The sequence below is a fragment of the Ornithinibacillus bavariensis genome (assembly GCF_018333235.1).
Lineage (GTDB): Bacteria > Bacillota > Bacilli > Bacillales > Amphibacillaceae > Ornithinibacillus > Ornithinibacillus bavariensis.
Window position 1 is genome coordinate 269,453 of sequence record NZ_BORP01000004.1, and the last position, 23,931, is coordinate 293,383.

The following is a 23,931-nucleotide window of genomic DNA, read 5'->3' on the forward strand; positions in this document are numbered from 1 at the left end:
AATATTTACTAATATTTTCAAACATATGATACTAGTCAATAAATATAAAATGGTCACAAAAAAATACTCCCCTCCTAGCAACCAGATTTATACCTTTAATCTGCCTCTCTAAAAGGGGAGCATATACGTTGAATATTAAATTATCATCAACTTACGATCTTAGATATGATTTAAACTTCTCATTAACTGCTGCAATTACTTTTTGATAAGACTCTTCTACTTCTTCATCAACAAGTGTCCGTTCTGGATCTTGGTATAGTAGACTGTACGCTACTGACTTCTTACCTTTTGGAAGGTTCTCTCCTTTATACAGGTCAAAGATATGGACTTGCTTAACAAGTGGCGCTCCTACTTCTTCAATAGTTGCCTGAACATCGCCTGCATTTATTTGGTCATCCAATATAAAAGCAATATCCCTTGTAATCGAAGGGTATCTTGGAATTGCTGTATATGTTGGTTCATAACGATGAACTTCCAAGACTTTTTCTAGATTAATATCAAACACATAGGTTTCTTTTAAATCCAATTCTTTTTCTAAAGCTGGATGTAATTGACCTATAAATCCAATACTTTCACCATCTACTAATAAGCCTGCGGTACGGCCTGGATGCATATCTGGTAATTGAGCTTGTTGGATGGATAATTCAAGCTCCAAATGGTCAAATAAACCTTCTACTATACCTTTTACAACATAAAAATCCACTTTTTTATTTTCTTGTTGCCAAAGATGCTCTAACCATTTACCAGAAAGAACACCCGATAGACGTAATTGTTCATTTGGTTGTTTTGTAAGTTCTTTTTCCTCTGTAATAAAGATTGAACCTAATTCGTAGTATGCTATATTGGATTGGTTTCTCGCTAGGTTATAGCTAACGGTTTTTAATAGCTCTGGCAAGATACTTAAGCGCAAGAATTTATGATCTTCACTCATTGGCATAGCAAGGCTTATAGGCTCTGGATTTAATGATTCAATCTCAGGACTAATTAACTTGTTAATTAATGATTCACTAGTCAGCGAGTAGGTTCTTGTCTCAGATAAACCTACACCCTCTAGATAGTTTTTCACTGCTCTTCGTAAGTGCTGTCTTTTTGTTAAGCCACCAGCTTGTGCAGTTCCGGTTGGTAATGTATATGGGAGATTATCATAGCCAAAGATTCGAGCTACTTCTTCTAGCATATCTTCAAAGATTGTTATATCACCACGACGTGTTGGTGCAAACACTTTAAAATGCTCTCCTTGTTGCTCAAAGTTAAATTGAAGTCTTTCAAGGATTTTAGCTATCTCATCAGATGCAATATCGGTTCCAAGTCGGTTATTAATGGTAGCTGTATCCATTTCAACAACCTTTTCAGAACGATCCAACACATCAGCCTCTACGACACCTTCTAGTACTTTTCCTCCGGCATATGCTTCCAGAAGATGACATGCTCGTAGGCCAGCATGTTTCACGCGATTTGGGTCAATCCCTTTTTCATAACGAGTGCTCGCTTCACTACGTAAACCTGTTGCTTTAACGGTTTTACGGATGGAGATGGAATCAAAATAGGCAGCTTCTAATAAAATAGTTTTCGTCTCACTAGAAACTTCTGTATTTGCTCCACCCATTACTCCTGCTAAGGCAATTGGCTCTTTACCATTTGTTATTACAAGATTTTCCGAAGTTAATGTTCGCTCTACATCATCTAAGGTAACAATTTTTTCAGCCTGTTTTGCAGGGCGGACTACAATTTCCTTGGAGTTCAATTTATCATAATCAAAGGCATGTAGTGGCTGTCCATATTCCATTAATACATAGTTTGTAATGTCCACAACATTATTGATTGGACGTACTCCTGCAGCTAGAAGATAATTTTGCATCCACAATGGAGAAGGCTTAATTTCTACATCCTTAATGATAAAAGCTCCATAGTAAGGATTTAGCTTCTCATCCTCCACCTTAATGGAGATATAATCGGATGCCTTTTCTGAGATCGTTTTTACCTTCTCACTTGGAAGACTAACAGGTTTATCTAAAAGTGCACCAACCTCATAAGCAACACCAAGCATATTTAAACAATCTGCACGGTTAGGTGTAAGGTCAAATTCTAAAATAGCATCATTGGAATTTAAATAAGAAGCTACACTTTCTCCAACTGGAGTGTCTTCTGGAAAAACATAAATTCCCTCTGCATACTCTTTAGGGATGTGCTTCTCATCAAAGCCAAGTTCCTGTAACGAACAAATCATACCGTTAGACTCTACACCGCGAAGCTTTGCCTTTTTGATTTTGAAGTTTCCTGGTAATACAGCTCCTGGTTTGGCAACAGCAACTTTCTGACCTTGGCGAACATTCGGTGCTCCGCAAATAATTTGCAGCTTCTCTTCTCCAACATCAACCTGACAAAGGTTTAACTTATCTGCATTCGGATGCTTTTCACATGATTCCACATAACCGATAACCACATTTGTACTCTTCTCGGCTACATACTCAACACTATCTACTTCAATCCCAGATTTCGTAACCTTTTCCGCTAATTCCTCTGGGGTAATACCATCTATATCTACATAATCCTTCAACCAATTTAATGAAACTAACATTTAATTACCCTCCTTTTACGCTTGATGGAATTGCTTTAAGAAACGATTATCATTCAAATAGAACTGACGAATATCACTTACACCATATTTCAGCATTGCAATACGCTCAGGTCCCATTCCAAAAGCAAACCCAGAATAAACTTTAGGATCATAGCCACCCATTTCTAGTACATTTGGATGTACCATTCCAGCACCTAAAATTTCAATCCAACCTGTTCCCTTACAAACAGAACACCCTTCACCATGACATACCTTACATGAGATATCCATTTCAACAGAAGGCTCTGTAAATGGGAAGAAGCTTGGGCGAAGGCGAATATTACGGTCTTCTCCAAACATTTTCTTAGCAAAAATATTAAGTACTCCTTTTAAATCACTCATCTTCACGTCTTTATCGACATATAAGCCTTCGATTTGTGTAAATTGGTGCGAGTGTGTGGCATCATCGGTATCTCGGCGATATACTTTCCCTGGACAAATCATTTTAAATCCTTTTTCACCTTTATATTCACGCATTGTACGAGCTTGTACTGGAGAAGTATGTGTTCTCAGTAAAAGTTCATTCGTGATATAAAATGAATCCTGCATATCCCTTGCTGGGTGGTTTTTAGGTAAATTTAGTGCTTCAAAGTTGAAATAATCCGTTTCTACCTCCGGACCTTCTCGTACTTCATAGCCCATTCCGATAAATAAATCCTCAATCTCTTCAATTACCTTTGTTAATAAATGAGGACCGCCTACCTTTACCGGACGACCTGGTAAGGTCACATCAATCGATTCTTCCTTTAATTTTTCTTCCAGGGCAGCTTTTTCAAGTAGGTCACTTTTTTCATCGATAGCCTTTGTAATTGCTTCACGTACTTGATTAACAATTTCCCCAACTACTGGTCTTTCCTCAGGTGAAAGTTTCCCCATACCACGTAATACTTGTGTTAAGGAACCTTTTTTACCTAAATACGCTACTTTAAGTGCTTGCAATTCTTTCATATCATTAATTTGTTCTAATGTAGCAAGTGCCTCTTCCTGAATGGCTTTTAATTCTTCTTGCATGGTTTTACCTCCCATATAAAAAATAATAATTAAAATGACTCGCGTCTTAAACAAACAAAAAAGCCCCTATCCCAAAATAAGGGACGAGGCTTTGGTCGCGGTACCACCCTTGTTGACACAGATTGTGTCCAACTTACGTTTCGATAACGGATTTTTATCCGGAACACCTTTACTGTTAATCAGGTCCAAGTGTCAGCTCCAGAGTGAATGATTAATCAGTTCATGGTAGAATTGCTTCCAGTCTGTGGCAATTCCTCCCTGTCAAACCATGTTTATAACTGGTAATCGCTCTTTCATTGCTTTTTACTATTTACATATAACATAGATTATAGCGATAATACTGCATAATTTCAATACCTATCCTTTTAGATGATACATTAATATCCCAGCAGCAATGCTTACATTTAGAGATTCAGCTTTTCCGTATATTGGAATCTTCACAATTTCATCTGCAAGCTCTAAAATTGTTCCCTCTATTCCTGCACCTTCATTTCCTAATATAAGTGCTACCTTCGAAGTTGGCTTTAGTGTATGAAAATCCTTTGAATTGGTCAATGCACTTGCCCATATACGAAAGCCTTCTTGTTTAAGCTTATTAATTTCAGTAGGTAGGCTTTCTTGAATGATAGGAATATGAAATAAGGACCCTTGTGTGGCTCTTATCACTTTATCATTATATAAATCGACAGTTCCTTCCCCTAGCATTACTGCATCAAATCCAGCTGCATCTGCAGTACGAATTATCGTACCAAGATTACCAGGATCTTGAATACGATCTAGTAAAAGATAAAGATTTCCATTTATTTCATGACTATTTTTCATTCTTACGACAGCCGCAATTCCTTGTGGTGTCTTCGTTTGTGAAATGTGCTGGAAAACATTTTCCGCAACCTCTACAGTAGGTGCATCACACTTCCACGCTGGTAATGAAACATCTTCTTGAAGGATTATCTCCAATACATCCCAATTACTTTTAATAGCTTCCTCTATTAAATGAAATCCCTCAATCAAAAATGTTCCCGCTTTTGTTCGCTCTTTTCTATTATGTAGCTTTCGCCAATTTTTTACTTTTTCATTTTTCACTGATGTTATCAATTTCTTCATTCCTATCCTATTATCTTCCATCATCATACATATTTACACCTAATCTGGTCAAACTATCCATAGTTTAATCTTAATAAGGGGTGATTTTTTTTGGATTTAAATTTACGAAAGGCCATCTTATCAAATATTGCCACCAATGACCAAAGCCAATTAGAAGCAACGATAGTCGATGCTATTCAGTCAGGTGAAGAAAAAATGCTACCAGGTCTTGGAGTACTTTTTGAATTAATTTGGAACCAATCCGATACCGCTGAAAAACAAGAAATGATCGAAGCTCTTGAGCAAGGTGTCAAGAATGCAGTATCTGAATAATTAGAATTTGGAGGTACCTAATAGGTACCTCATCTTTTTTAAAAAATGAGTCTAAAGACTCAGCAAACTTTTTGGAAGCCACATTTCCTATTTTTTAGTTAAATTATGTCGATTAAGTTTAAAACATCAAGACTAAATACCTATTCAATAAAAAGATAGATAGGTATTTTACATCATTTTATAATTTTCTTCCTTTTAAAAATTCGTTGACTGTTTCACATCTTGATGATATACAATTGTTGTATTATATTTATTTTTATGTGATATAACCTTACTGAATTAATAAACTAGTACAAAGGTTATTATCGAAAGGGGATTACGATGGAAGTAAACAATCAAGATGTTCAAGTCAAAAAGAAGGGGTTCAACAAATTACTAGCGATAATTATTGCAGCTGCAATTTTACTAGTTGGTGGAAGTGTTGCTGCATTTGTACTGTTAGATAATTCGTTAAAAACAAAGTACTTTCTTTCAGAAAAAGAAACCATGAATATGTATGCAGAACAAATGAAAGAACGCTATGCACCTGAGCTAGAATGGGCAGAAAAATCACTTGAAAAGCCAGTAGAAAACACTTATAAAGTGTCCGCAGAGATGAATATGCAACTACCTAGCTCTGGCCCGATTACCCCAGACCAAATACTTAATAATTCTACGTTATCCATTAAAAGTGGTGTAGATCGTAAAGAAAAGATTGCTACAGCAGAAATTGCTGGAAGCTTCGGTAATTTTGAAATTGATGGTGTGAATTTCTTTCTTACTTCTGACAGCATGATGTTAGGTCTACCGTTTTTAAAAGAGGTACTTCAGCTTAAAGGTGAAGATTTTGGTAAAGTGATGCAGCAGGTTGATCCTACTACCTTTACAGGTGAAGAAAAAATCGACTTTAGCATGCTATTTGAAGGAAACGTTCTTCCTGAAAAGGATTTAAAATATATAGAGGAAGAGTACGGAAAATTTATTTATAATGCAATTCCAGAAGAAGCGTTTAAATCTACTAAAGAAACTGTAAAAATTGGTAGTGATAATGTAGATACAGAGAAGATTACATTTCATTTAACTGAAAAAGAAGTAAAATCATTATTATCCGATACATTAGAAAAAATGGCTAAGGATAAGCGTTTAAAAGAAATTATCCATGAATATGCTGTACAACAAGGTTCTGGTCCATTTGTTTTTGCAGAAAATTCTGATCTAACCATCTCGAAAGAAGACTTTGAGGAGGCTTACAATACGGCTATAGAAGAAGCAATAAATGGCTTAGATGATTTTGTAATACCAGACGGATTCACTTCCACTATTTGGGTGAAAAAGGATATTATTGTGAAACGCGATCTCTCTATAGAATTTGGACCATCTGAGGATGATCTTCTCACATTATATATTAAGGGTCATTTAAACCAAGATAGCAAAGAATTAGCATTTGAATATGACTTTGGTTTTGTTTATGATGACGTTGATCAAGCATTAACACTTGAAGGAACACTTGCAAATAATGATGGAAAGATTAAGGATTCTATCAAAGTATCTGTTGCAGATATGGAACTTAGCTATAAAACGGATGAAAGCCTGAAGAAAAACAAACGAGACTTTGATCGAACATTCTCCTTTGTTGAACCTACTGGGTATACACTTGAACTATTCTGGACTGGGAACTCAGAATACGATGGTGACAAGATGAACTCTAAGCATGAAATTACTGTTGCAGGTGATGACTTTGAAAAGGATTTAGTTACCCTATTTATTGATAATGAATCAACCGTTAAAGATTCTATCAAACTACCAAAAGAAGAAGATGTAAAAGATGTCGGTAGTATGAGCTATGAAGAAATGATGACATACTTTGAAAATGAAGTTTACCCTCAATTTGAGGAGTGGCTAATGAGTGTTTTCGGTTTTGGATTTTAATCAAATGTTTTTATAAAGCAGGTGAACTTAATGCAATTCCTGAAGTTTGTCCCATTATTCACCAAATATAATTTCTTGCAACTCAGGAGGAAGTGGCTTTCACTTCCTCTTCTTTTACTTTTTCCATTCCTTTTAATCGGACTGGTTACTGTTATTATCGTCTCCTATTTTTCCAATTTAGAAGAAAATCCATTGCAAATTGGATTGGTAGACCTAGATCAAACAGCAGAAACTGAGATGGTGGTCAGCCTACTTGAACAATCATCACAGCTCGGTGATTTCATACATATGAAGCAAACTTCTGAACAGAAAGCACAAACAGCTATAGAGAAGGATGAATTCGTGTCTTACATACTTTTTCCAGAGTCATTTACAAAAAAACTCTATTACGGAGAATCGGTAGTTGTTACAGTTGTAGGGAATCCGAATCGTCAGCTTGAAAGTTTTCTTATTAAAGGTTTAGTTGATAGTGCTGCTCGACATATTAGTGCGTCACAGGCGAATATTTTAACGATTAACCATTTTGCTAAACAATTAGATCTTGATACGAAAACTAGAAATGAAATTGTGTTAGCACAGTTTAATGAATTTTTGCTTTATGCAATCGGGAAGGACCAATTACTGGATCAAAACAAATTAACCAATAATTCCACCACTTCACCAATAAAATATTTTGGCATTGCAGGAGCGTTCTTTGTTATCACGATGTGGACAGTAATGGTCTATCTATTCCTTTATAAAGAGGCATCAAATGAACTACAAACACGAATGTCACTTTATGGTGTTACAGATTTTCAGCAAATAGTCGCAAGAATTATAGTTACTGTCTTAATAACTAGTTTACTAGGTGTACTGTTATTTATCGGATTAAATTATTCACTATCTATTTCCATGAACACAGCTAGTTATGGAAAACTAATTCTGTTCATCGTGTTATATAATCTTACTTTATTATCCTTCTTGGCGTTAATAGAAGCTATCGTGCCCTCACAGATGCTACGGCTAACCGTACAAATTCTTGTGACCAGCCTCCTACTTCTTGCCAGCGGATCATTAATACCAGCTATATATTTACCATTGTATATTCAAGACATCCTTCCGTTTATTTTTTCCAATCAAGTTTTTTACTGGTTAGAAGAAATCATGCTTAATGGACGGAATTATGTAGAATTCATTCCCATAATTTTAACGTTGGTAGTCGGCTTTTTACTACTAATAGGGGCATCGTTTGTAAAGGAGCGTGTGAGAAATGAATGATATGTTATATGCACGTTTTCTATTGTGGAAAAAAAGACCCTTTTCCATGCTACTTTGGTTAATACTGCCTATCATAGGAACGATTCTTATCATAACGATGACTAATTCGATTCAAGAAGATTCCCGTATACCGATTGGATTAGTAGTAGAGGATGATTCTGCCTTAGCTCATGCGCTTATGGAAAAAGTTAAAGCTTCTAATCTTGTACAGGTATATACTCTTACGGAAGAAGAAGCAATCTATCAATTAGAGAAACATGATTTAGACAGTGTTTTTGTCATCCATGATGGGTATGAAAGCTCTATTTTGAAAGGAAAACGAAATAATATTATATCCAGCTATCAAACAGACTTGTCCCTTGCTTATGCACCAGTAAAGGAAATGATTGTATCCCTTGTTCAAGAAGAAACAGGTCGTGCTAAAGCAGCACATTTTATCTTGGACATGAATGAACAATATAATGGACAAGCGTCCTGGACATGGGATGAAATTTCCGAAAAAAGCAAGGAGATTCAACAAGATGAAAATTTATTAAATACAGCTTTTCGTTATTATCATTCAGAACAACAAGTGGAAAATACGCCATTAATAGCATGGAATACTTGGGGTCTATGGGCAATTATAAGTTTTATCACTACATTATTTTTATCGGATTGGGTGATACAAGAAAAATCGATGACTGTTACGACACGATTTTCATTTTTGAGAATATCGAGAGCTTCCTACTATTTTCAAAATATATGCCTATATCTCCTACTGTTTTTGCTGTTTGATTTACTTGCTATAACCTTATTCACGGTACTTTTACATGAATTTGTGTCCGTTCCGTTAGTAATACATATATTGAGTTTTCGAATTATGATGACAGGACTTGCCTTCAGCATTGCCAATTGTTTTCGCTCCAAAGGCACATTCTATACTGTTACTATATTACTAGCATTAATCATTGCAATTATAAGTGGCACTATCCTCCCTATTGAAGGATTTATACCAAAAACACGATTATTAACACAAATTAATCCATTACACGAATTTCTTGCCGGTAAAATCACTATAATTTGGGGAGTTATTAGTATCTTTTTAGTACTGATTACCCTGTTCAGAAAGGAGAGATTCAATGCTTAAGGTAGATTCTTTGTCAAAGCGCTATGCAAAAAATCAGGTTCTCCATCAACTCTCTTTTCAGATTCATCCTGGAGAGATTATTGGATTGGTCGGTGAAAATGGCGCTGGCAAATCAACTCTATTAAGACTGCTAGCTACTATTGATAGTCCAGATAAGGGCACTATTTCATTAGATTCATTAACATACGGAAAAGACAAAAAAGAAATTCGAAAACATATTGGATTCGTTCCTCAGGATATCGCTATTTGGGATGAGCTAAGTGTAAGGGAAAACATGCATTTCTTTGAAAAGCTATCCTATCAATCGAAGTCGGAAGTACAATTGAAGCAATTATGTCTTGACATGAATCTCAACAAATGGGATGAGCCAGTAAAAACATTATCGGGCGGAATGAAACGTAAGTTAAACCTAGCGATTACGTTAATTCATGATCCCAAAGTATTATTATTAGACGAGCCTACTGTAGGAATTGATTTAAAATCGAAAAAAGAAATTGGGACTTATCTATGGAAACAAGCAAAAGAATTTAACCGAATCATTGTTTATACCTCTCATGATATGGACGAAATACGTGAGCTATGTGATCGAATCCTTTGTATTGGAAATGATCGATTCTACGAAGAACTCTTACGCAAATCTGGAAAAGAAATAATTTCGGTCTAGCATTTTATCAATGATATATAGTAGAATAGTAGTAGAGAAATTAAGGGGCGACTTTTCACGATGGATATTAGACAAATACAATCACTAATGCAATTACAAGCTATGTCAATTCTGAACTCTGGAAATAGTTCTTTATCTAGCTTTTCTCCTATTGTAGATATGGCATTTAAGCAAATATTGGAGAATGAATTGCTTGAGAATGGCCAACAGAATACACAGACTTATACACCAACAAACACGATTAATTATCCATATATCAACATGATGGGTTCGTTAGATACATATAATACTGCTATTCCCAACACATCTACAAAGGATTTTGATGCATATATTAAAAATGCCTCACAGAAATATGGTATTAATGAGAAATTAATCCATTCGGTTATTGAAACTGAATCTAATTATAATCCCTTTGCAAAGAGTAGTGCAGGAGCTCAAGGTTTGATGCAGCTAATGCCCGGTACTGCCAGAGGCCTTGGAGTATTAAATCCATATGATCCGCAACAGAATATAAATGGTGGTACGAAATACTTACGTGACATGCTTAATCGGTATAATGGGAATATTGAACTAGCGTTAGCCGCATATAATGCGGGCCCAGGTAATGTAGATAAATATCAAGGTATACCACCATTTAAAGAAACGCAGAACTATGTTCAAAAAGTAATGCAACGATATCTCGCCTAACAATGAAAAAGCCTGAACTTTTTTATCAGTTCAGGCTTTTTCATTTGTTATGCTAAAAAAATTTCATCTACCGTTTTACGGTCAAGCTTTTTAATCACTTCTACAATAAGCTTTACTGCATTTTCAAAATCATCACGATGGAGTATTCCGGCATGTGAATGGATATAACGAGTTGCTATAGTAATGGATAATGAAGGCACACCATTCGCTGTTAAGTGAATAGAACCCGAATCTGTACCACCAGCAGCAATAGAAGTGTACTGGAATGGAATATGATGCTCCTCTGCAGTTTGAATGACTAGGTCACGAACTCCTTTGTGAGAAATCATCGAAGCATCATAAAGGACTATCTGTGGTCCTTTACCAATTTTATTATCTGCATCCTGTTCTTTAATTCCTGGCGTGTCCCCTGCAATACCAACATCCACTCCAAAGCCTATATCGGGCTTTATCGCATAAGCACTTGTTTTAGCTCCCCGTAGTCCTACTTCCTCCTGTACAGTTCCAACACCATAAACAATATTAGGATGTTTTTCATCCTTCAATTTTTTCAATACTTCAATAGCAATGGCACAGCCGATACGGTTATCCCATGCCTTTGCAAGTAGTAATTTTTCATTTTTAAGTGGCGTAAACTCAAAGTAAGGAACAATGGAATCTCCTGGTCTTACCCCAAATTCTCCTGCCTCTTCCTTACTTGATGCTCCAATATCAATAAACATATCTTTTATGTCAACAGGCTTTTTCCGATCTGCAGCAGAAAGAATATGTGGTGGTTTTGAACCAATAACCCCGGTGACATCTCCTTTTGACGTCATAATTGTTACACGTTGGGAAAGCATGACCTGGCTCCACCAACCACCAATCGTCTGAAAATAGACAAATCCTTTATCATCGATTCTTGTTACCATAAAACCAATTTCATCAAGATGCCCTGCAACCATAATTTTAGGACCATTTTCGTCGCCTACTTTTTTGGCGATTAAGCTACCGATATTATCTGTAAATACTTCATCCGCATAAGGTTGTATGTATTTTTCCATAACATCTCGAGATTCCTTTTCATGACCTGAGATTCCTTTAGCTTCTGTTAATTCCTTTAACATCGACAATGTTTCATCTAATTGAGCCATAGTGATACCTCCTTTGATTATTTCCCCTTTAGTATACAGTTTTTTTAATAATTAGGGTATTAATAGCCATTGTTTTGGCGTTTATAATTTACTTCATTTTTTTTCATATATGCCTTATAGATGTCTTCTTCTTCAAAACCAAGCTTCAAACCTAATAGTAAATATCCTTGGAATAAACGTTCATAGTTTGTCTGAGATGGATTATTTTTAAACGATACACAATCTTCAAAGACATTGTTAAATAATTCCGTTTCCGTGAGATCTACTAACACCAGTGGGGTTGTAGATGTATAGACTAGTCCCTTTTCAAGTCCTAATGATAACATAAAATGAATTCCGTCTACATATTCTTCTAAAATAACTTCCTTACTACTTCTCGCTTTATTACTCCAAAACTTAAAACATCTCGTTTCATTTGCTAATTCACCAAGCTCAACCAATAAAGCTAAATACTTTTCTTGAAATAAATCCTTATCGGACAAATTGTGATTAGATTCGATGTATGAATCTAGTTGCCTCTGCATGGAAAATAATGATTGCCAGTCCATTGTAAAACTCCTTTTTAAGCTATTTTCCCTGATATTTACTATGTAACAAATATTTAATAAAAATAATGAAACCTTCTATGCTACTATTTCGTATTGCAGAATAATAACGATTACCAGGGAGACGATGGTACATGATAGTCATTTTGTTTCGCATCTTAATAATAGCGGCCATTATTTTACTTTTGTATTCTATTATACAATACTTTCGTAATCCAGAAAGACTCTTGCAGCATGCAAAAATCTCAAATGGATTTTATTTTATTGATGAACAATGGAATAGTAAGAAAAATATTCGTCTTGTATATAAGGGATGTCAGTTCGAAGGAGAAAAATATGTGGGAACAACAGAGAATTCATTTGAGATAGTCGATATTCATGTTACTGTGACAGACCCCATTGAGCTGCAGGGATTAACAAGGGATGATATTTATTTTTTAGAAAAAGAACTTCTTATCCGTTACCCGTACGCTAAAGTAACCTGGAAGCATCCTATTGATAAACTAATCGTGACAAAATAAAGGGCGCAGCTATAAAACTAGATGCGCCTTTATGTAGTGGTTTGAAAGAATTCTTCCCATTTAATCACGATCTCTTTTCTGCGCAATGCATAGATTAGTAGTAATAAAGCAGTTAAAGATAAGAGAATATGCATTGGCGATAAACTGGATAGCCACTGTCCTATTGATGTATATATAACCGCAAGTGGTATATTCGTCAAAATGGATGATTTAGTATAATCCTTAAAGCTAGTTGTGATTTCAATTAAACATAGTGATAACAAGTGAAAATGGATAAATGGTATAAGTCTCAATAAAGAGATTTGAGTTGTCGTCAATTCCACATGCTTTCCTAATAACTTCTTCTTCATTCGTAATAATCGTTCAGACATTTTAGGCATGAAGCGAATAAGAAAATAAAAGATAATACTAGATAAGGTAATTCCTATAATGGAATATACAGTTCCTGCCAGTACACCAAATAGGATTCCCCCGGATACACAAATAAACACGACAGGTAAAAAAAACATCGGACGAAGCAAATGAACAGCAATGAATATAAGTGGGGCAAATAGTCCACCTGTTTGTACGATGGCCATTATATAGTTACCAAATAGCTCCATAACCTTCCTCCTTCTTGATCGAGTAAGAAAGAATACATATATAACCTAGCCTAACGGTACATGTATATGACATAAGACGAGCTATTATGACATGAAAAAATAACCAAATAATGCAACATCTATTACTACTAGTAAAGGCATTCCAATCCGAAATGAGTTATGTTTCGTTTTATGATGAAAAACTTTCATTCCTATATAGGATCCAAGTGCACCACCTAGGACCGCAATTCCCCAAAGAGTCCGTTCTGGTATCCTCCATTCATCATTTCTTGCCTTTTTCTTATCTACTCCCATAAAAATAAAACCGATGATATTTGCAAATCCTAAATAATATACTAGTTCTTGTATTCCCATGAATGCAGCCCCCTCATTAAATCGTAATAAATAATCACAGTTAATTCCAATTCTTTATAACAAGAACAGCAGCTGTTCTCTCAGGCAATATTGCAAATTATTTTAACTGGGCTTTCTACTGTAACATGTTTTTTCTTACTGATATTCCTTCATTTTCACTTCACTCTTTACCGGTAAAGAATCTCTCAACTTTTTTTATTAATCATAACCTGAGCCAATTTATAAAAAAAAATGAGGCAGGGGCATAGCCCCATTGCCTCATCGTCTTAGTTATTTAATGCAGCTTTAGCCTTTTCAGCTAGTTGAGCAAATGCTTGCTCATCATGGATAGCAAGATCTGACAACATTTTACGGTTGATTTCAATACCTGCTAATTTTAATCCGTGCATTAGTTTGTTATAAGAAAGGTCATTCATACGTGCTGCAGCGTTAATACGAGCAATCCAAAGCTTACGGAATTCACGTTTTTTCGCTTTACGGTCACGATATGCATATTGACCTGATTTCATAACTTGTTGTTTTGCAGTTTTAAATAAAGTTCTCTTTGAACCGTAATAACCTTTAGCTAATTTAAGTACGCGTTTACGACGAGCACGCGTAACTGTTCCACCTTTAACACGTGGCATAGTAATTCCCTCCTAATACAATACGTTACGTTGTATGTCCATTTAGTTTATTTAGTAGTTGTTATTTCACAAATACAATACTTCTTATTTAGGAAGCATTGCTTTGATACGCTTGTAGTCACCAGAAGATACTAAAGTACCTTTACGTAATTTACGTTTTTGCTTTTGAGACTTATGAGCAAACATATGGCTTGTATAAGCATGTGATCTTTTTACTTTTCCAGATCCGGTTTTTTTGAAACGTTTTGCAGAACCCTTATGGGTTTTCATTTTTGGCATGTAGATTTCCTCCTCGAATGCTTAAATGCTTATCATTTATTTTCATTATTTGGAGCAAGCATCATAAACATATTACGACCTTCCATCTTAGGCTTAGATTCCACTGTTGCGATATCCTTAACCTCTTCTGCAAAGCGGTCTAATACTTCTTGACCAAGCTCCTTATGCGTAATTGCACGTCCGCGGAAACGAACTGCAGCTTTTACTTTATCACCTTTTTCAAGGAACTTACGTGCATTCTTTAATTTTGTATTAAAGTCATGATCGCCAATTCCAGGTGTAAAGCGCACTTCTTTAACGTTAATAACTTTTTGATTTTTGCGAGCTTCTTTATCCTTCTTTTGTTGCTCGTAACGGAATTTACCGTAGTTCATGATTCTACAAACTGGTGGTTTTGCATTAGGTGCTACCATGACAAGGTCAAGATTTGCTTTTTGAGCAAGTTCTAGAGCCTCTTGACGTGTTTTAACACCTAGTTGATCACCGTTAGAATCAATTAATCGTACTTCTTTCGCACGAATCTTTTCATTAACGTTCATATCTTTGTTAATAGCCAGCCACCTCCAAGTGATTTTTGGGTTTCTGATCATTACGGACAAGTTCTTCAATAAAAAAATGTGGGCACACAAATGCACCCACACGTCTTTTAGTCATTCATAAAGCTGTGAACCAGTCAACTGCTTGTAGGCGTTGAACAGGTGAGAAGCGGGTGCCTCTACTTGTCTTTTGATCATTCAATTTTATTCAACTGTTATAGATTAACATATGCTTGAATAAAGTGTCAACCCTTCATACTCTATTTAGTATACACTACTTATTCGTTTTTTGGAAGTTTAGTGTAATTCTACTGGTATTTCTCTTTAATTTGTTTAAACATTGCGGCAAAAAGAAAACTATCAATAACCAATAAAACCCATGAACTTACCTATCCTAGATGAACAATACACCATCCATTCATTTGGTTTGAATAGGTAACATCGACTTCAAAATTATCATTGAAAGAAGGTAAAACAAAATAATTAGATAAAAATAAAACCACATGAAATCCGTATCGTGACGATTTCATGTGGTTAAGCACCATTTTATCATAGGCTTTATTCTTTCTTTTATAGGATCATCTATGCTTAAATAGAATCTATTTCTTTACACGTAATACTTTCTTGTCAATCTCATCTTTGATTAACTTTTCAAAATCAGCATAGGAAAGTGTTTCTGATTTTTGCTCTCCGTATCTTCTTACATTTACAGCATCATCTTCCATTTCTTTATCCCCAACTACAAGGGCAAATGGAATTTTTTCAGTTTGAGCTTCACGTATCTTATATCCAATCTTCTCGTCACGCTCATCTACTTCAACACGAATTCCTTGGTATTGTAATTTCTCAGCTACCTTCTTCGCGTAATCTAAATGCGCTTGAGGAGAAACTGGAATTACTTTCACTTGAACTGGTGCTAACCATGTAGGGAATGCCCCTTTATATTCCTCAAGAAGGAATGCAACAAATCGCTCCATCGTTGAAACTACTCCACGGTGAATGACAACTGGGCGATGTTCTTTACCATCTTCTCCGATATAAGAAAGCTCAAATCGCTCTGGTAATAACACATCAATTTGAACAGTGGACAATGTCTCATCTTTACCTAAAGCGGTTTTTACTTGGACATCTAGCTTAGGACCATAGAATGCTGCTTCCCCTTCTGCTTCCACATAGTCTAGGTTCATATCTTCCATTGTTTCCTTTAGGATACTTTGTGTTTTTTCCCACATTTCATCATCATCAATATATTTTTCCTTATCTTCAGGATCACGATAAGAAAGACGGAAGTAGTAATCGTCTATACCGAAATCTTTGTACACATGCTGAATTAATTCAACAACGCGAATGAATTCTTCCTTTAATTGATCTGGTCGAGCAAAAATATGGGCATCATTGAGTGTCATTGCACGTACACGCTGTAATCCAGCAAGTGCCCCAGACATCTCATAGCGATGCATAGTTCCAAGCTCCGCAATACGGACTGGTAGGTTACGATAGCTCCACAATTGGTTTTTAAATACCATCATATGATGTGGGCAGTTCATCGGACGTAGAACCAATTCTTCATTATCCATTTGCATAGTAGGGAACATATCCTCTTGGTAGTGATCCCAGTGTCCACTAGTTTTATATAGGTCTACATTTGCAAGAACTGGAGTATATACATGGTTATAGCCTAGTCTTTCTTCTAAATCAACAATATAGCGCTCAATCTGACGACGAATTGTTGCTCCCTTAGGTAACCAAAGTGGTAATCCCTGACCAACCTTTTGATTGATTGTAAATATTTCAAGATCTTTTCCAAGCTTACGGTGGTCACGCTCTTTCCGCTCTTCTAAGATATGAAGGTATTCTTCTACCTGAGATTGTTTTTCAAATGCCGTACCGTAAATACGTTGTAGCTGTTTGTTGTTACTATCCCCACGCCAGTATGCTCCAGAGATACTTAAAAGCTTAAACGCCTTTAATTTACTAGTTGAAGGTACATGCACACCACGACATAGGTCAAAAAATTCGCCTTGTTTATAGATTGTAACTTGTTCATCATCTGGAATAGCGTCGATTAATTCTAATTTTAGGTTATCACCAATTTCAGTAAACATTCTCTTTGCTTCGTCTCGAGTAACCTCAATACGTTCAATTGGTAAATTTTCATCGACAATTCGCTGCATTTCTTTTTCGATTTTGGATAAATCATCAGGAGTTACCTTCTCCTCCATATCGAAATCATAATAGAATCCCTCTTCAATAACTGGCCCAACACCAAATTTTACGTTTTTATATAAACGTTTAATCGCTTGTGCCATTAAATGGGCAGTTGAGTGGCGTGCAATTTCAACACCCTCTTTATTTTTATATGTGATAATTTCAATAGCTCCACCTTGGTTTAGCTCACGCTTTAGGTCGTATAGCTTACCATCTAGTTTAATAGCTAAGGCTTGTTTTTTTAAGCCAGGTGAAATGGAAGCGGCAATTTCTTCACCAGTTGTACCTTGTGGGAAATCCTTACTAGCTCCATCAGGAAAAATGATTTTGATTTCTGCCATTTTTTACACTCCTTATAAAATATTCTTTCTCTTTCGTTGGAGAAGTTACTATTACTCCTGAAATTAAAAAACGCCCATCCCTCTGCATTATTGCAAAGGGACGAGCGTTGGTCACGTGGTTCCACCCTATTTCCCGTATATAAATACGGCTTTAATCTTTAACGCAGATTTACGCTACTTTTTACTAATCCTTCAAAAGTAGAGCTCGAAGGTGGTAATCATTCGGCTGTATGAGGAAGCTTTCAGCAAGCTACTTCCCTCTCTGGGCATAACAGGTAACAAATGATCATGTCCTTGTCGTTACTGATAAACCTATTAAATATAATCCACATTATAGCGCTACTTTTAACAATAATCAAGTCCTGTTATTGATTTTTAAAATAATAGGGAAAAGGAAACTTATTAAACGGCTCAAAATCAACTCTTTCCTGAAAAACATTGATGACCGTTAATGTTTTTGGCTCTGATGGATGATCACCATAAATTTTGATTTTACGAGGTGCCATTGCAACTAATGGTGCCAAATTTAACTCATCCTCATCTAAACCAACGATATAAAGCGGTTCCTTTTGCATTAGCACACGTAGCTCCATTCTAGTAAACGGTTTACCACTCGATTTAAAAAATGAAAAATCGTTTCCTTGTAGAATATGTACTACATTGTAAGATGGTTCTTTCTTCGCAATATATTCTCTTAACATATTTACAAATTCTTGGTGGTCCTCTTCTCGTTTATATTCCTCTATTGCCAAACCAACCAAATTTGCTAAATTATCCTTGAAAAGTTTTAACCTAAAATTAACAATGGAATCAAAATGTATCGTTGTCGTATTTTTTACATCTGCCACCATCAAGGAATACAATAATTGTATAGGGTCGTCCTTTTGGTTTCTTACCTTGACACTTTCATCATCTTCACCGGCAAACAACCAATGTGTTAGATCAACTATCTTTTCAATCTCATCCTGATTAGAGTAATAATAATATTCCTCTACTATTCCCTTTATCATTGTAGTTAATCGATGGGTAACAAAGACATCGACCATTGCTTTAACAATAGCATCTATTAACACTGAATCAGTTGGATTATACTCTATTTGTAAATGATTCCCCCATTCTTCACTTGTTTTCCAATGCAATTCAATTTTCTTGTTATAATGGAATAATTGCTCACAAAAACTGATTACTTCTTTGTTAGACGTAAAATAAATATCCAGCAAATCCTCTCACCCTCATCCAAAACCAAACTGTTACATTATATGGACATAGCTTTTAAAAAATGAATAATCCAGTAAAACTAGTAACTTTAGTAATTGAAAAAGAGTGATATACCTTAATTTACAATAAAAAAAGTCAATAAAAGATAGACTTTTATTGACTTCAATTTAATTCCTACGATTGTCTGCAAAAATTGGTACTTCTTGGCTTACTTGTTTAATTCTTTCCATAATTCTGCCCGCTTTGACGGTTTCTATATCACCACGAGTAGACTTGGCTAATTGTTCCTCTAATTGTTCCATACTGTAATTGGATGTAAAAAACACTGGTAATCTTTCCATCATCCGATACTGTAAAATTGTACCAAGAACCTCATCCCGGAACCATGCTGATTGTGTTTCTGCACCAATGTCATCAAGCATTAAAACATCAGCCTTTTTAAAATAATCGATTTTTTCATTAATAGAATCATCTTTGATGGATGACTTAATTTCACGGACAAATTCCGGCATATAAATTAGCATAGAAGAAATATTATATTTTTTTAATTCGTTTGCGATTGCCCCTAGAAAATATGTTTTTCCTACTCCGAAGGGACCGTAAAAATAAATTCCTTTTGATGGTATACCATTTTTTAATTCGCTTAAGAAATGTCCCATTTCTATAATAGCCTTGCCTCTATTTGGATCACGATCAATACCATCCATCGTAGCCTCTAATATCTCCCTAGGCATATACAAACTTTCTATAAGCTTATGTTGCTGCTGCTCTTTCTCAAACATAATTCGACTATGACACTTTTCATAAGAAAGATGAATTTCATTATTCTCCACACGAAGTATTGGAGAATATCCTTGCAACATATTCTTACAAGCACCAAAAGACGCACAATGATTACATTGTTTGGATTGTGTTTTGTATTCATAGAATTTAATCAAGCTTTTTTCTATTTCTTGCTTTGGTAGGTCAGGATGCAGAGACAAAAATTCCTTAATTTCCGGGTCTTGTAAGACCTCATTTCGTATTTTTACATAATTTTCCTGGAAATTCTCATTTTTTTCCATCCATTTTTTTAATGTAGATTGTACTGGTTTCATTTCAATCATCCTTGCAAATGACTATTTTTTCCGCCACTAGAATATTTGTTCAAGATACTTTCCATTTCTTGTAGTTCTACTTCACTGATCGTATCGGTTTGTATAGTGGTAGTCTTTTGTTTTCTTTCCTTAAACCAATCTGGAACAACTTCTTTAGAAGACTGTTTTCGGTATGTTCGTTGATTTTGTTTTTTCTCTATTGATTGGCGGTATCGCTCTTTTTCTCTTTTGGCAAATTCCATCGCTTCTTTAGCTGTTTTTAAATTTGCTCGTGACCAGTGACTTGCAATCGTCTCTAGATATGCCTTCGAAAGCTTCATATTAGTTTGTAATAATACGTAATGTATTAATACATTCATTACTGGAGAAGGTAGACCTTGGGTTGTCATAATTTCTCGAATTACCTTTAAATCTTGTTCAGAAGCATGGTTACCACTAGATAGATCCTCTAGCAATTGCTTCGGAGAAATCCTCTCTAATTCAAGAATGAACTGCTCTTCTTTAGTGATTGGCTGCTGCCTATTCGTTGGAGCTGGTTCTGCCTCTCGTGTAACCAATTGTACACTCGCCTCTTTACGTGCATTCTTAAAGGTGTCATGACAGGCTTCTTTAAATTCATCAATATCAAGATAATTTTCATCTGTTAATGCCCAAAGAACACATTTTTCGACTTCATATTCAGCTAATCCATATAAGTGCATCATTTGAGTAATAATTCGCTTGTTTTCAGTAGTTAACACCCGTCTATAAGGTATCATTCGAGACTTCAGCATATGCTCCATCCAGGAAAAATCAATGGAATCTATATGTGGACCTTGATTCTCGGGAATTCTCTCAACTTTATGGTAGGCATTTGCATCTGGAATTATCGTATCAAAAACTTCATGGAATGATGCTGTTACATTTTGACCACTTGGCTGTTCGAAATGACCAACATAATGCGACTTAAGCATTGAATATTTATCTTGTCCCACATGATGGAATAATAATTGTGATAGCATAGCATCTTTAAAGAAGTCATTTGGAGAAAAAGGACTTTGTAAAACATAATAATAGACTGTTTGCTCTGGTGTTTTATTTTCAAAGGTCTTTAGTAGTCCTATTCCTTCCAACCTTAGTCTTGCCTCATATATATCAACTAATGATATGTTTAAGTAATTCATGATTGTATGGTGTGTCTGAATAGGTGCTATTTCTTTAAACTCCATTTCATGAAGTAAGGTTTGATAAAGCATCACTGCTTTTATACCAATTAAAGGTAAATATAGATGGGTTAACGATTTTGAATAATCTACTGGTAGATTACCATGTAAGTCGACCATATAGCCATCTACTGGCAAGATTTTTCCAATATAGTTCATCTTAACCCTTCCTTTTTAAAGTATCTGCTTAATTCTTCTTATCTGTGATTAAATCTTTTAGTTCATCTAAGAACACATTGATGTCCTTGAATTGGCGATATACGGAAGCAAAACGAACATAAGCCACATCATCGACCTTGGAAAGTCGTTCCATTACCATTTCTCCTACATCTTTACTATCAATTTCAGAAGCACCAATATTCCGTAGCTCTTTCTCGACATCAAATGCAATTTCTTCCATTTGGTCAATAGAAACAGGTCTTTTCTCACAGGCTTTTATTAAACCGCGGACAAGCTTTTCCCTGCTAAACTCTTGTCTTGTCCCATCTTTTTTTACAACGATTAATGGAACTTCCTCAATCCGTTCAAACGTAGTAAATCGGTAGCCACATTTCTCACATTCTCTTCTTCTACGAATGGAACGGCCATCTTCAATTGGTCTAGAATCTAACACTTTCGTATTTTTATAATGACAATTAGAGCATCTCATCACATAAACCTCATTTTTTCATGCTTAGTTTTGTTTATCCAATAAAGGAAGGTCTTTATTTATTCTCTCGTATAACTTTTTTATTAGCTTCGAACTATAACCAAAATCAAAAGGTAATGCTGACTCCGTTGTAACAGTGAAATCAATTGCGGTTTGGTATGGGCGAACCATAATAACCGTTCCGATAACAAACGCCTTTTTTCCTTTTACAACATGGAAGCTAATTTCTCCGTGATCAGTAGAAACAGAGTTGATTTTGTATTCACTAGAGCCACTTATTATTTCTTCTAATTTTGCTAGGCCCTTATCTTTAGTAGTTTTATAATAATGTGTTTGGAGATCCTTATCCCAATGTTTTTCAGACGTCTCCGCACGATTATTAAAATACTTCGATAATGTATTTCCTAAAGACATTCAATTCAACTCCCATATCTTTACGTCCGCTTTACAGTTACTCTTTTTATTTTAACATGTTTTTAAGGATTACCCTAGTATAATTTTTGCTAGAGGGGAACACGGAAGCTTCAATCGAAGCTTACTGGATGGATATGTCTAGTGAAAGCATAGGGTTGATTAATGAAAATATGGTTATAGGCTAAGAGCATGCTCTCAATAATGATAAACAAGTACTCAGGGACTGTTAGCATGTACTAATTTGTGAGACCTTCGTACCTTAGGTCAAGCGTATATGTCCGATTTTAAAAATTATTTACCATTTCTTCCCTTAACAAAGTACAATAAAAAAAGAGTTAGGCACAAAGTAGCCACCTAACTCTTTTTTCCAGCAGTAATCTATAATCATGAAACAGAAACTTTCTTATTCACTAAAAAACTACCAACATATTTCACAAGGTCTACAACTCTAGCAGAATAACCCCACTCATTATCATACCATGCTAGCACTTTAATTTTATTATCCCCCATTACCATTGTGGACAATCCGTCAATAATAGCTGAATATGGTGAGGTTGTAAAATCTATCGAAACCAAAGGTTCATCACTAAACTCCATGATCCCCTTTAATTCACTTTTAGCAGCTGTCCGGAACACTTGATTGACTATTTCAGCTGTAACTGGTTCTTCTACATCAACTACCAGATCGACCAAAGAGACGTTTGGAGTTGGTACACGTAAAGCCATACCATGCATTTTACCATTTAAATGTGGGAGCACTTCCCCTAATGCTTTGGCTGCACCTGTAGAGGTTGGAATAATGGATTGCGTACATCCCCTTGCCCTTCGTAAATCTTTATGTGGATTATCTAGATTCTTTTGGTCATTCGTAAAAGCGTGAACTGTAGTCATTAAACCATTCACAATGTTAAAATTGTCATCTAAAACTTTTACAACTGGTGCTAAACAATTTGTAGTACATGATGCATTCGATATGACATCGTCTTGATCCTCATCATACGAATGATGATTTACTCCCATTACAATAGTTTTATCTACTTGTTTACCAGGTGCTGTAATGACAACTTTTTTAGCTCCTGCAACTAGATGTAATCCTGCATCAGTTTTTGATTTAAATTTACCTGTAGCATCAATCACCACATCAATATCTAAGTTACTCCAGGGTAGTTTATCCGGCTCTCTAGAATTAACAAGTTCAATTTGTTTACCATTAATTTCAAGTCCATTTTTAAGCGCTTTCACTTTTCCATTAAAAATGCCGTGTACACTATCATACTTAATAAGATGTGCTAAAGTTTCTGGAGGATAGCTCGCATTAACAGCTACAACGTCTAACGTTGGATCTGTCACCGCTTGCCTAAAAACCATTCTTCCTATTCTCCCAAAGCCACTGATGGCAATACGTGTTTTATTCATCGATACTCCTCCCAATATGTTATACTAATTATCAATATTTTAGATAAAGTATAACATAATTAACTTTAAAAGTAATCATTAAATAGTTAAAATCAGATGAAATA

The 23,931-nt window shown here is 35.4% G+C and carries 24 protein-coding genes and 2 other annotated features; of the genes, 7 read left to right on the forward strand and 17 right to left on the reverse strand.

Going from position 1 to position 23,931, the window contains the following annotated elements:
• Positions 1–151 precede the first annotated feature (151 nt).
• From pheT to KI338_RS12000, 3 genes are all read right to left on the reverse strand, one after another.
• Positions 152–2,578 (reverse strand): phenylalanine--tRNA ligase subunit beta, encoded by a 2,427-nt coding sequence (gene pheT, locus KI338_RS11990; protein ID WP_212921232.1) that lies wholly within the window; start codon positions 2,576–2,578, stop codon positions 152–154.
• A 15-nt stretch (positions 2,579–2,593) separates the two neighbouring features.
• On the reverse strand, positions 2,594–3,628 hold the full coding sequence (gene pheS, locus KI338_RS11995; protein WP_212921233.1) for a phenylalanine--tRNA ligase subunit alpha: 1,035 nt from the start codon (positions 3,626–3,628) through the stop codon (positions 2,594–2,596).
• A 357-nt stretch (positions 3,629–3,985) separates the two neighbouring features.
• Positions 3,986–4,723: a TrmH family RNA methyltransferase gene (locus KI338_RS12000; RefSeq protein ID WP_212921309.1), complete on the reverse strand. Its 738-nt coding sequence runs from the start codon at positions 4,721–4,723 to the stop codon at positions 3,986–3,988.
• A 99-nt stretch (positions 4,724–4,822) separates the two neighbouring features.
• On the opposite strand from KI338_RS12000, the gene sspI reads away from it, so the two are divergent.
• The 6 genes from sspI (at position 4,823) to KI338_RS12030 (ending at position 10,686) form a co-directional block, all read left to right on the forward strand.
• Positions 4,823–5,044, forward strand: coding sequence for a small acid-soluble spore protein SspI (gene sspI / locus KI338_RS12005; RefSeq protein WP_212921234.1), 222 nt, complete (start codon positions 4,823–4,825; stop codon positions 5,042–5,044).
• A gap of 321 nt (positions 5,045–5,365) precedes the next feature.
• Positions 5,366–6,952, forward strand: a complete 1,587-nt coding sequence (locus KI338_RS12010) for a DUF6583 family protein (RefSeq protein WP_212921235.1) — start codon at positions 5,366–5,368, stop codon at positions 6,950–6,952.
• A 30-nt stretch (positions 6,953–6,982) separates the two neighbouring features.
• The gene (locus KI338_RS12015; protein WP_212921236.1) at positions 6,983–8,209 is read left to right on the forward strand and encodes an ABC transporter permease; all 1,227 of its coding nucleotides are present in this window, start codon (positions 6,983–6,985) and stop codon (positions 8,207–8,209) included.
• Positions 8,202–9,335, forward strand: a complete 1,134-nt coding sequence (locus KI338_RS12020; protein ID WP_212921237.1) for an ABC transporter permease — start codon at positions 8,202–8,204, stop codon at positions 9,333–9,335. Before KI338_RS12015 ends, KI338_RS12020 begins: the two co-directional genes overlap by 8 nt.
• A complete protein-coding gene (locus KI338_RS12025; protein ID WP_212921238.1) occupies positions 9,328–9,999 on the forward strand; it encodes an ABC transporter ATP-binding protein in 672 nt (223 codons plus the stop codon). The genes KI338_RS12020 and KI338_RS12025 overlap by 8 nt, the downstream gene beginning before the upstream one ends.
• A 60-nt stretch (positions 10,000–10,059) precedes the next feature.
• Positions 10,060–10,686, forward strand: coding sequence for a lytic transglycosylase domain-containing protein (locus tag KI338_RS12030; RefSeq protein WP_212921239.1), 627 nt, complete (start codon positions 10,060–10,062; stop codon positions 10,684–10,686).
• A 47-nt stretch (positions 10,687–10,733) separates the two neighbouring features.
• On the opposite strand, the gene KI338_RS12035 is transcribed toward KI338_RS12030, so the two are convergent.
• Both KI338_RS12035 and KI338_RS12040 read right to left on the reverse strand, forming a co-directional pair.
• Entirely contained in the window at positions 10,734–11,819 is a 1,086-nt protein-coding gene (locus KI338_RS12035; protein ID WP_212921240.1) for a M42 family metallopeptidase, read from the reverse strand.
• A 59-nt stretch (positions 11,820–11,878) separates the two neighbouring features.
• Positions 11,879–12,367: a dUTP diphosphatase gene (locus tag KI338_RS12040; protein WP_212921241.1), complete on the reverse strand. Its 489-nt coding sequence runs from the start codon at positions 12,365–12,367 to the stop codon at positions 11,879–11,881.
• A 131-nt stretch (positions 12,368–12,498) separates the two neighbouring features.
• Between KI338_RS12040 and KI338_RS12045 the strand changes: the two genes are divergently transcribed.
• Positions 12,499–12,885, forward strand: coding sequence for a sigma-w pathway protein ysdB (locus KI338_RS12045; protein ID WP_212921242.1), 387 nt, complete (start codon positions 12,499–12,501; stop codon positions 12,883–12,885).
• A gap of 29 nt (positions 12,886–12,914) precedes the next feature.
• Here the strand turns inward: KI338_RS12045 and KI338_RS12050 are convergent, their stop codons facing one another.
• The 12 genes from KI338_RS12050 to KI338_RS12105 all read right to left on the reverse strand — a co-directional run bounded on the left by KI338_RS12050 (position 12,915) and on the right by KI338_RS12105 (position 23,827).
• Positions 12,915–13,487, reverse strand: coding sequence for a TVP38/TMEM64 family protein (locus tag KI338_RS12050; RefSeq protein ID WP_212921243.1), 573 nt, complete (start codon positions 13,485–13,487; stop codon positions 12,915–12,917).
• Positions 13,488–13,571: 84 nt separating this feature from the next.
• Entirely contained in the window at positions 13,572–13,841 is a 270-nt protein-coding gene (locus KI338_RS12055; protein WP_212921244.1) for a DUF1294 domain-containing protein, read from the reverse strand.
• A 266-nt stretch (positions 13,842–14,107) separates the two neighbouring features.
• Positions 14,108–14,467 carry a 50S ribosomal protein L20 gene (rplT, locus tag KI338_RS12060; protein ID WP_212921245.1) on the reverse strand — a complete coding sequence of 120 codons (360 nt, stop codon included), beginning with the start codon at positions 14,465–14,467 and terminating at the stop codon, positions 14,108–14,110.
• 84 nt (positions 14,468–14,551) lie between these two features.
• Positions 14,552–14,746, reverse strand: a complete 195-nt coding sequence (rpmI, locus tag KI338_RS12065; RefSeq protein ID WP_042146308.1) for a 50S ribosomal protein L35 — start codon at positions 14,744–14,746, stop codon at positions 14,552–14,554.
• A 32-nt stretch (positions 14,747–14,778) separates the two neighbouring features.
• Positions 14,779–15,285, reverse strand: coding sequence for a translation initiation factor IF-3 (infC, locus tag KI338_RS12070; protein WP_212921310.1), 507 nt, complete (start codon positions 15,283–15,285; stop codon positions 14,779–14,781).
• Positions 15,286–15,349: 64 nt separating this feature from the next.
• Positions 15,350–15,473: a sequence feature (ribosomal protein L20 leader region), on the reverse strand.
• Between the two features lie 408 nt (positions 15,474–15,881).
• Positions 15,882–17,831: a threonine--tRNA ligase gene (gene thrS / locus KI338_RS12075; RefSeq protein ID WP_212921246.1), complete on the reverse strand. Its 1,950-nt coding sequence runs from the start codon at positions 17,829–17,831 to the stop codon at positions 15,882–15,884.
• A gap of 93 nt (positions 17,832–17,924) precedes the next feature.
• Positions 17,925–18,141 (reverse strand) — a binding site (T-box leader).
• A 55-nt stretch (positions 18,142–18,196) separates the two neighbouring features.
• On the reverse strand, positions 18,197–19,051 hold the full coding sequence (gene ytxC / locus KI338_RS12080) for a putative sporulation protein YtxC (protein WP_212921247.1): 855 nt from the start codon (positions 19,049–19,051) through the stop codon (positions 18,197–18,199).
• 165 nt (positions 19,052–19,216) lie between these two features.
• A complete protein-coding gene (gene dnaI, locus KI338_RS12085; RefSeq protein ID WP_212921248.1) occupies positions 19,217–20,146 on the reverse strand; it encodes a primosomal protein DnaI in 930 nt (309 codons plus the stop codon).
• Between the two features lie 5 nt (positions 20,147–20,151).
• Entirely contained in the window at positions 20,152–21,507 is a 1,356-nt protein-coding gene (locus tag KI338_RS12090) for a replication initiation and membrane attachment family protein (protein ID WP_212921249.1), read from the reverse strand.
• A gap of 28 nt (positions 21,508–21,535) precedes the next feature.
• Positions 21,536–21,997, reverse strand: coding sequence for a transcriptional regulator NrdR (nrdR, locus tag KI338_RS12095; protein ID WP_212921250.1), 462 nt, complete (start codon positions 21,995–21,997; stop codon positions 21,536–21,538).
• Between the two features lie 24 nt (positions 21,998–22,021).
• Positions 22,022–22,411, reverse strand: coding sequence for a cytosolic protein (locus tag KI338_RS12100; protein ID WP_212921251.1), 390 nt, complete (start codon positions 22,409–22,411; stop codon positions 22,022–22,024).
• 384 nt (positions 22,412–22,795) lie between these two features.
• Positions 22,796–23,827 (reverse strand): glyceraldehyde-3-phosphate dehydrogenase, encoded by a 1,032-nt coding sequence (locus KI338_RS12105; RefSeq protein ID WP_212921252.1) that lies wholly within the window; start codon positions 23,825–23,827, stop codon positions 22,796–22,798.
• Positions 23,828–23,931 lie beyond the last annotated feature (104 nt).

What these genes read in the sequence shown, in the direction of transcription:
- pheT (WP_212921232.1), bottom strand. Translation starts at nt 2,578, where the DNA reads ATGTTAGTTTCATTAAATTGGTTGAAGGATTATGTAGATATAGATGGT.
- pheS (WP_212921233.1), bottom strand. Translation starts at nt 3,628, where the DNA reads ATGCAAGAAGAATTAAAAGCCATTCAGGAAGAGGCACTTGCTACATTA.
- KI338_RS12010 (WP_212921235.1), top strand. Translation starts at nt 5,366, where the DNA reads ATGGAAGTAAACAATCAAGATGTTCAAGTCAAAAAGAAGGGGTTCAAC.
- KI338_RS12015 (WP_212921236.1), top strand. Translation starts at nt 6,983, where the DNA reads ATGCAATTCCTGAAGTTTGTCCCATTATTCACCAAATATAATTTCTTG.
- KI338_RS12020 (WP_212921237.1), top strand. Translation starts at nt 8,202, where the DNA reads ATGAATGATATGTTATATGCACGTTTTCTATTGTGGAAAAAAAGACCC.
- KI338_RS12025 (WP_212921238.1), top strand. Translation starts at nt 9,328, where the DNA reads ATGCTTAAGGTAGATTCTTTGTCAAAGCGCTATGCAAAAAATCAGGTT.
- KI338_RS12030 (WP_212921239.1), top strand. Translation starts at nt 10,060, where the DNA reads ATGGATATTAGACAAATACAATCACTAATGCAATTACAAGCTATGTCA.
- KI338_RS12035 (WP_212921240.1), bottom strand. Translation starts at nt 11,819, where the DNA reads ATGGCTCAATTAGATGAAACATTGTCGATGTTAAAGGAATTAACAGAA.
- KI338_RS12040 (WP_212921241.1), bottom strand. Translation starts at nt 12,367, where the DNA reads ATGGACTGGCAATCATTATTTTCCATGCAGAGGCAACTAGATTCATAC.
- KI338_RS12045 (WP_212921242.1), top strand. Translation starts at nt 12,499, where the DNA reads ATGATAGTCATTTTGTTTCGCATCTTAATAATAGCGGCCATTATTTTA.
- KI338_RS12050 (WP_212921243.1), bottom strand. Translation starts at nt 13,487, where the DNA reads ATGGAGCTATTTGGTAACTATATAATGGCCATCGTACAAACAGGTGGA.
- KI338_RS12055 (WP_212921244.1), bottom strand. Translation starts at nt 13,841, where the DNA reads ATGGGAATACAAGAACTAGTATATTATTTAGGATTTGCAAATATCATC.
- rplT (WP_212921245.1), bottom strand. Translation starts at nt 14,467, where the DNA reads ATGCCACGTGTTAAAGGTGGAACAGTTACGCGTGCTCGTCGTAAACGC.
- rpmI (WP_042146308.1), bottom strand. Translation starts at nt 14,746, where the DNA reads ATGCCAAAAATGAAAACCCATAAGGGTTCTGCAAAACGTTTCAAAAAA.
- infC (WP_212921310.1), bottom strand. Translation starts at nt 15,285, where the DNA reads ATGAACGTTAATGAAAAGATTCGTGCGAAAGAAGTACGATTAATTGAT.
- thrS (WP_212921246.1), bottom strand. Translation starts at nt 17,831, where the DNA reads ATGGCAGAAATCAAAATCATTTTTCCTGATGGAGCTAGTAAGGATTTC.
- dnaI (WP_212921248.1), bottom strand. Translation starts at nt 20,146, where the DNA reads ATGAAACCAGTACAATCTACATTAAAAAAATGGATGGAAAAAAATGAG.
- KI338_RS12090 (WP_212921249.1), bottom strand. Translation starts at nt 21,507, where the DNA reads ATGAACTATATTGGAAAAATCTTGCCAGTAGATGGCTATATGGTCGAC.
- nrdR (WP_212921250.1), bottom strand. Translation starts at nt 21,997, where the DNA reads ATGAGATGCTCTAATTGTCATTATAAAAATACGAAAGTGTTAGATTCT.
- KI338_RS12100 (WP_212921251.1), bottom strand. Translation starts at nt 22,411, where the DNA reads ATGTCTTTAGGAAATACATTATCGAAGTATTTTAATAATCGTGCGGAG.
- KI338_RS12105 (WP_212921252.1), bottom strand. Translation starts at nt 23,827, where the DNA reads ATGAATAAAACACGTATTGCCATCAGTGGCTTTGGGAGAATAGGAAGA.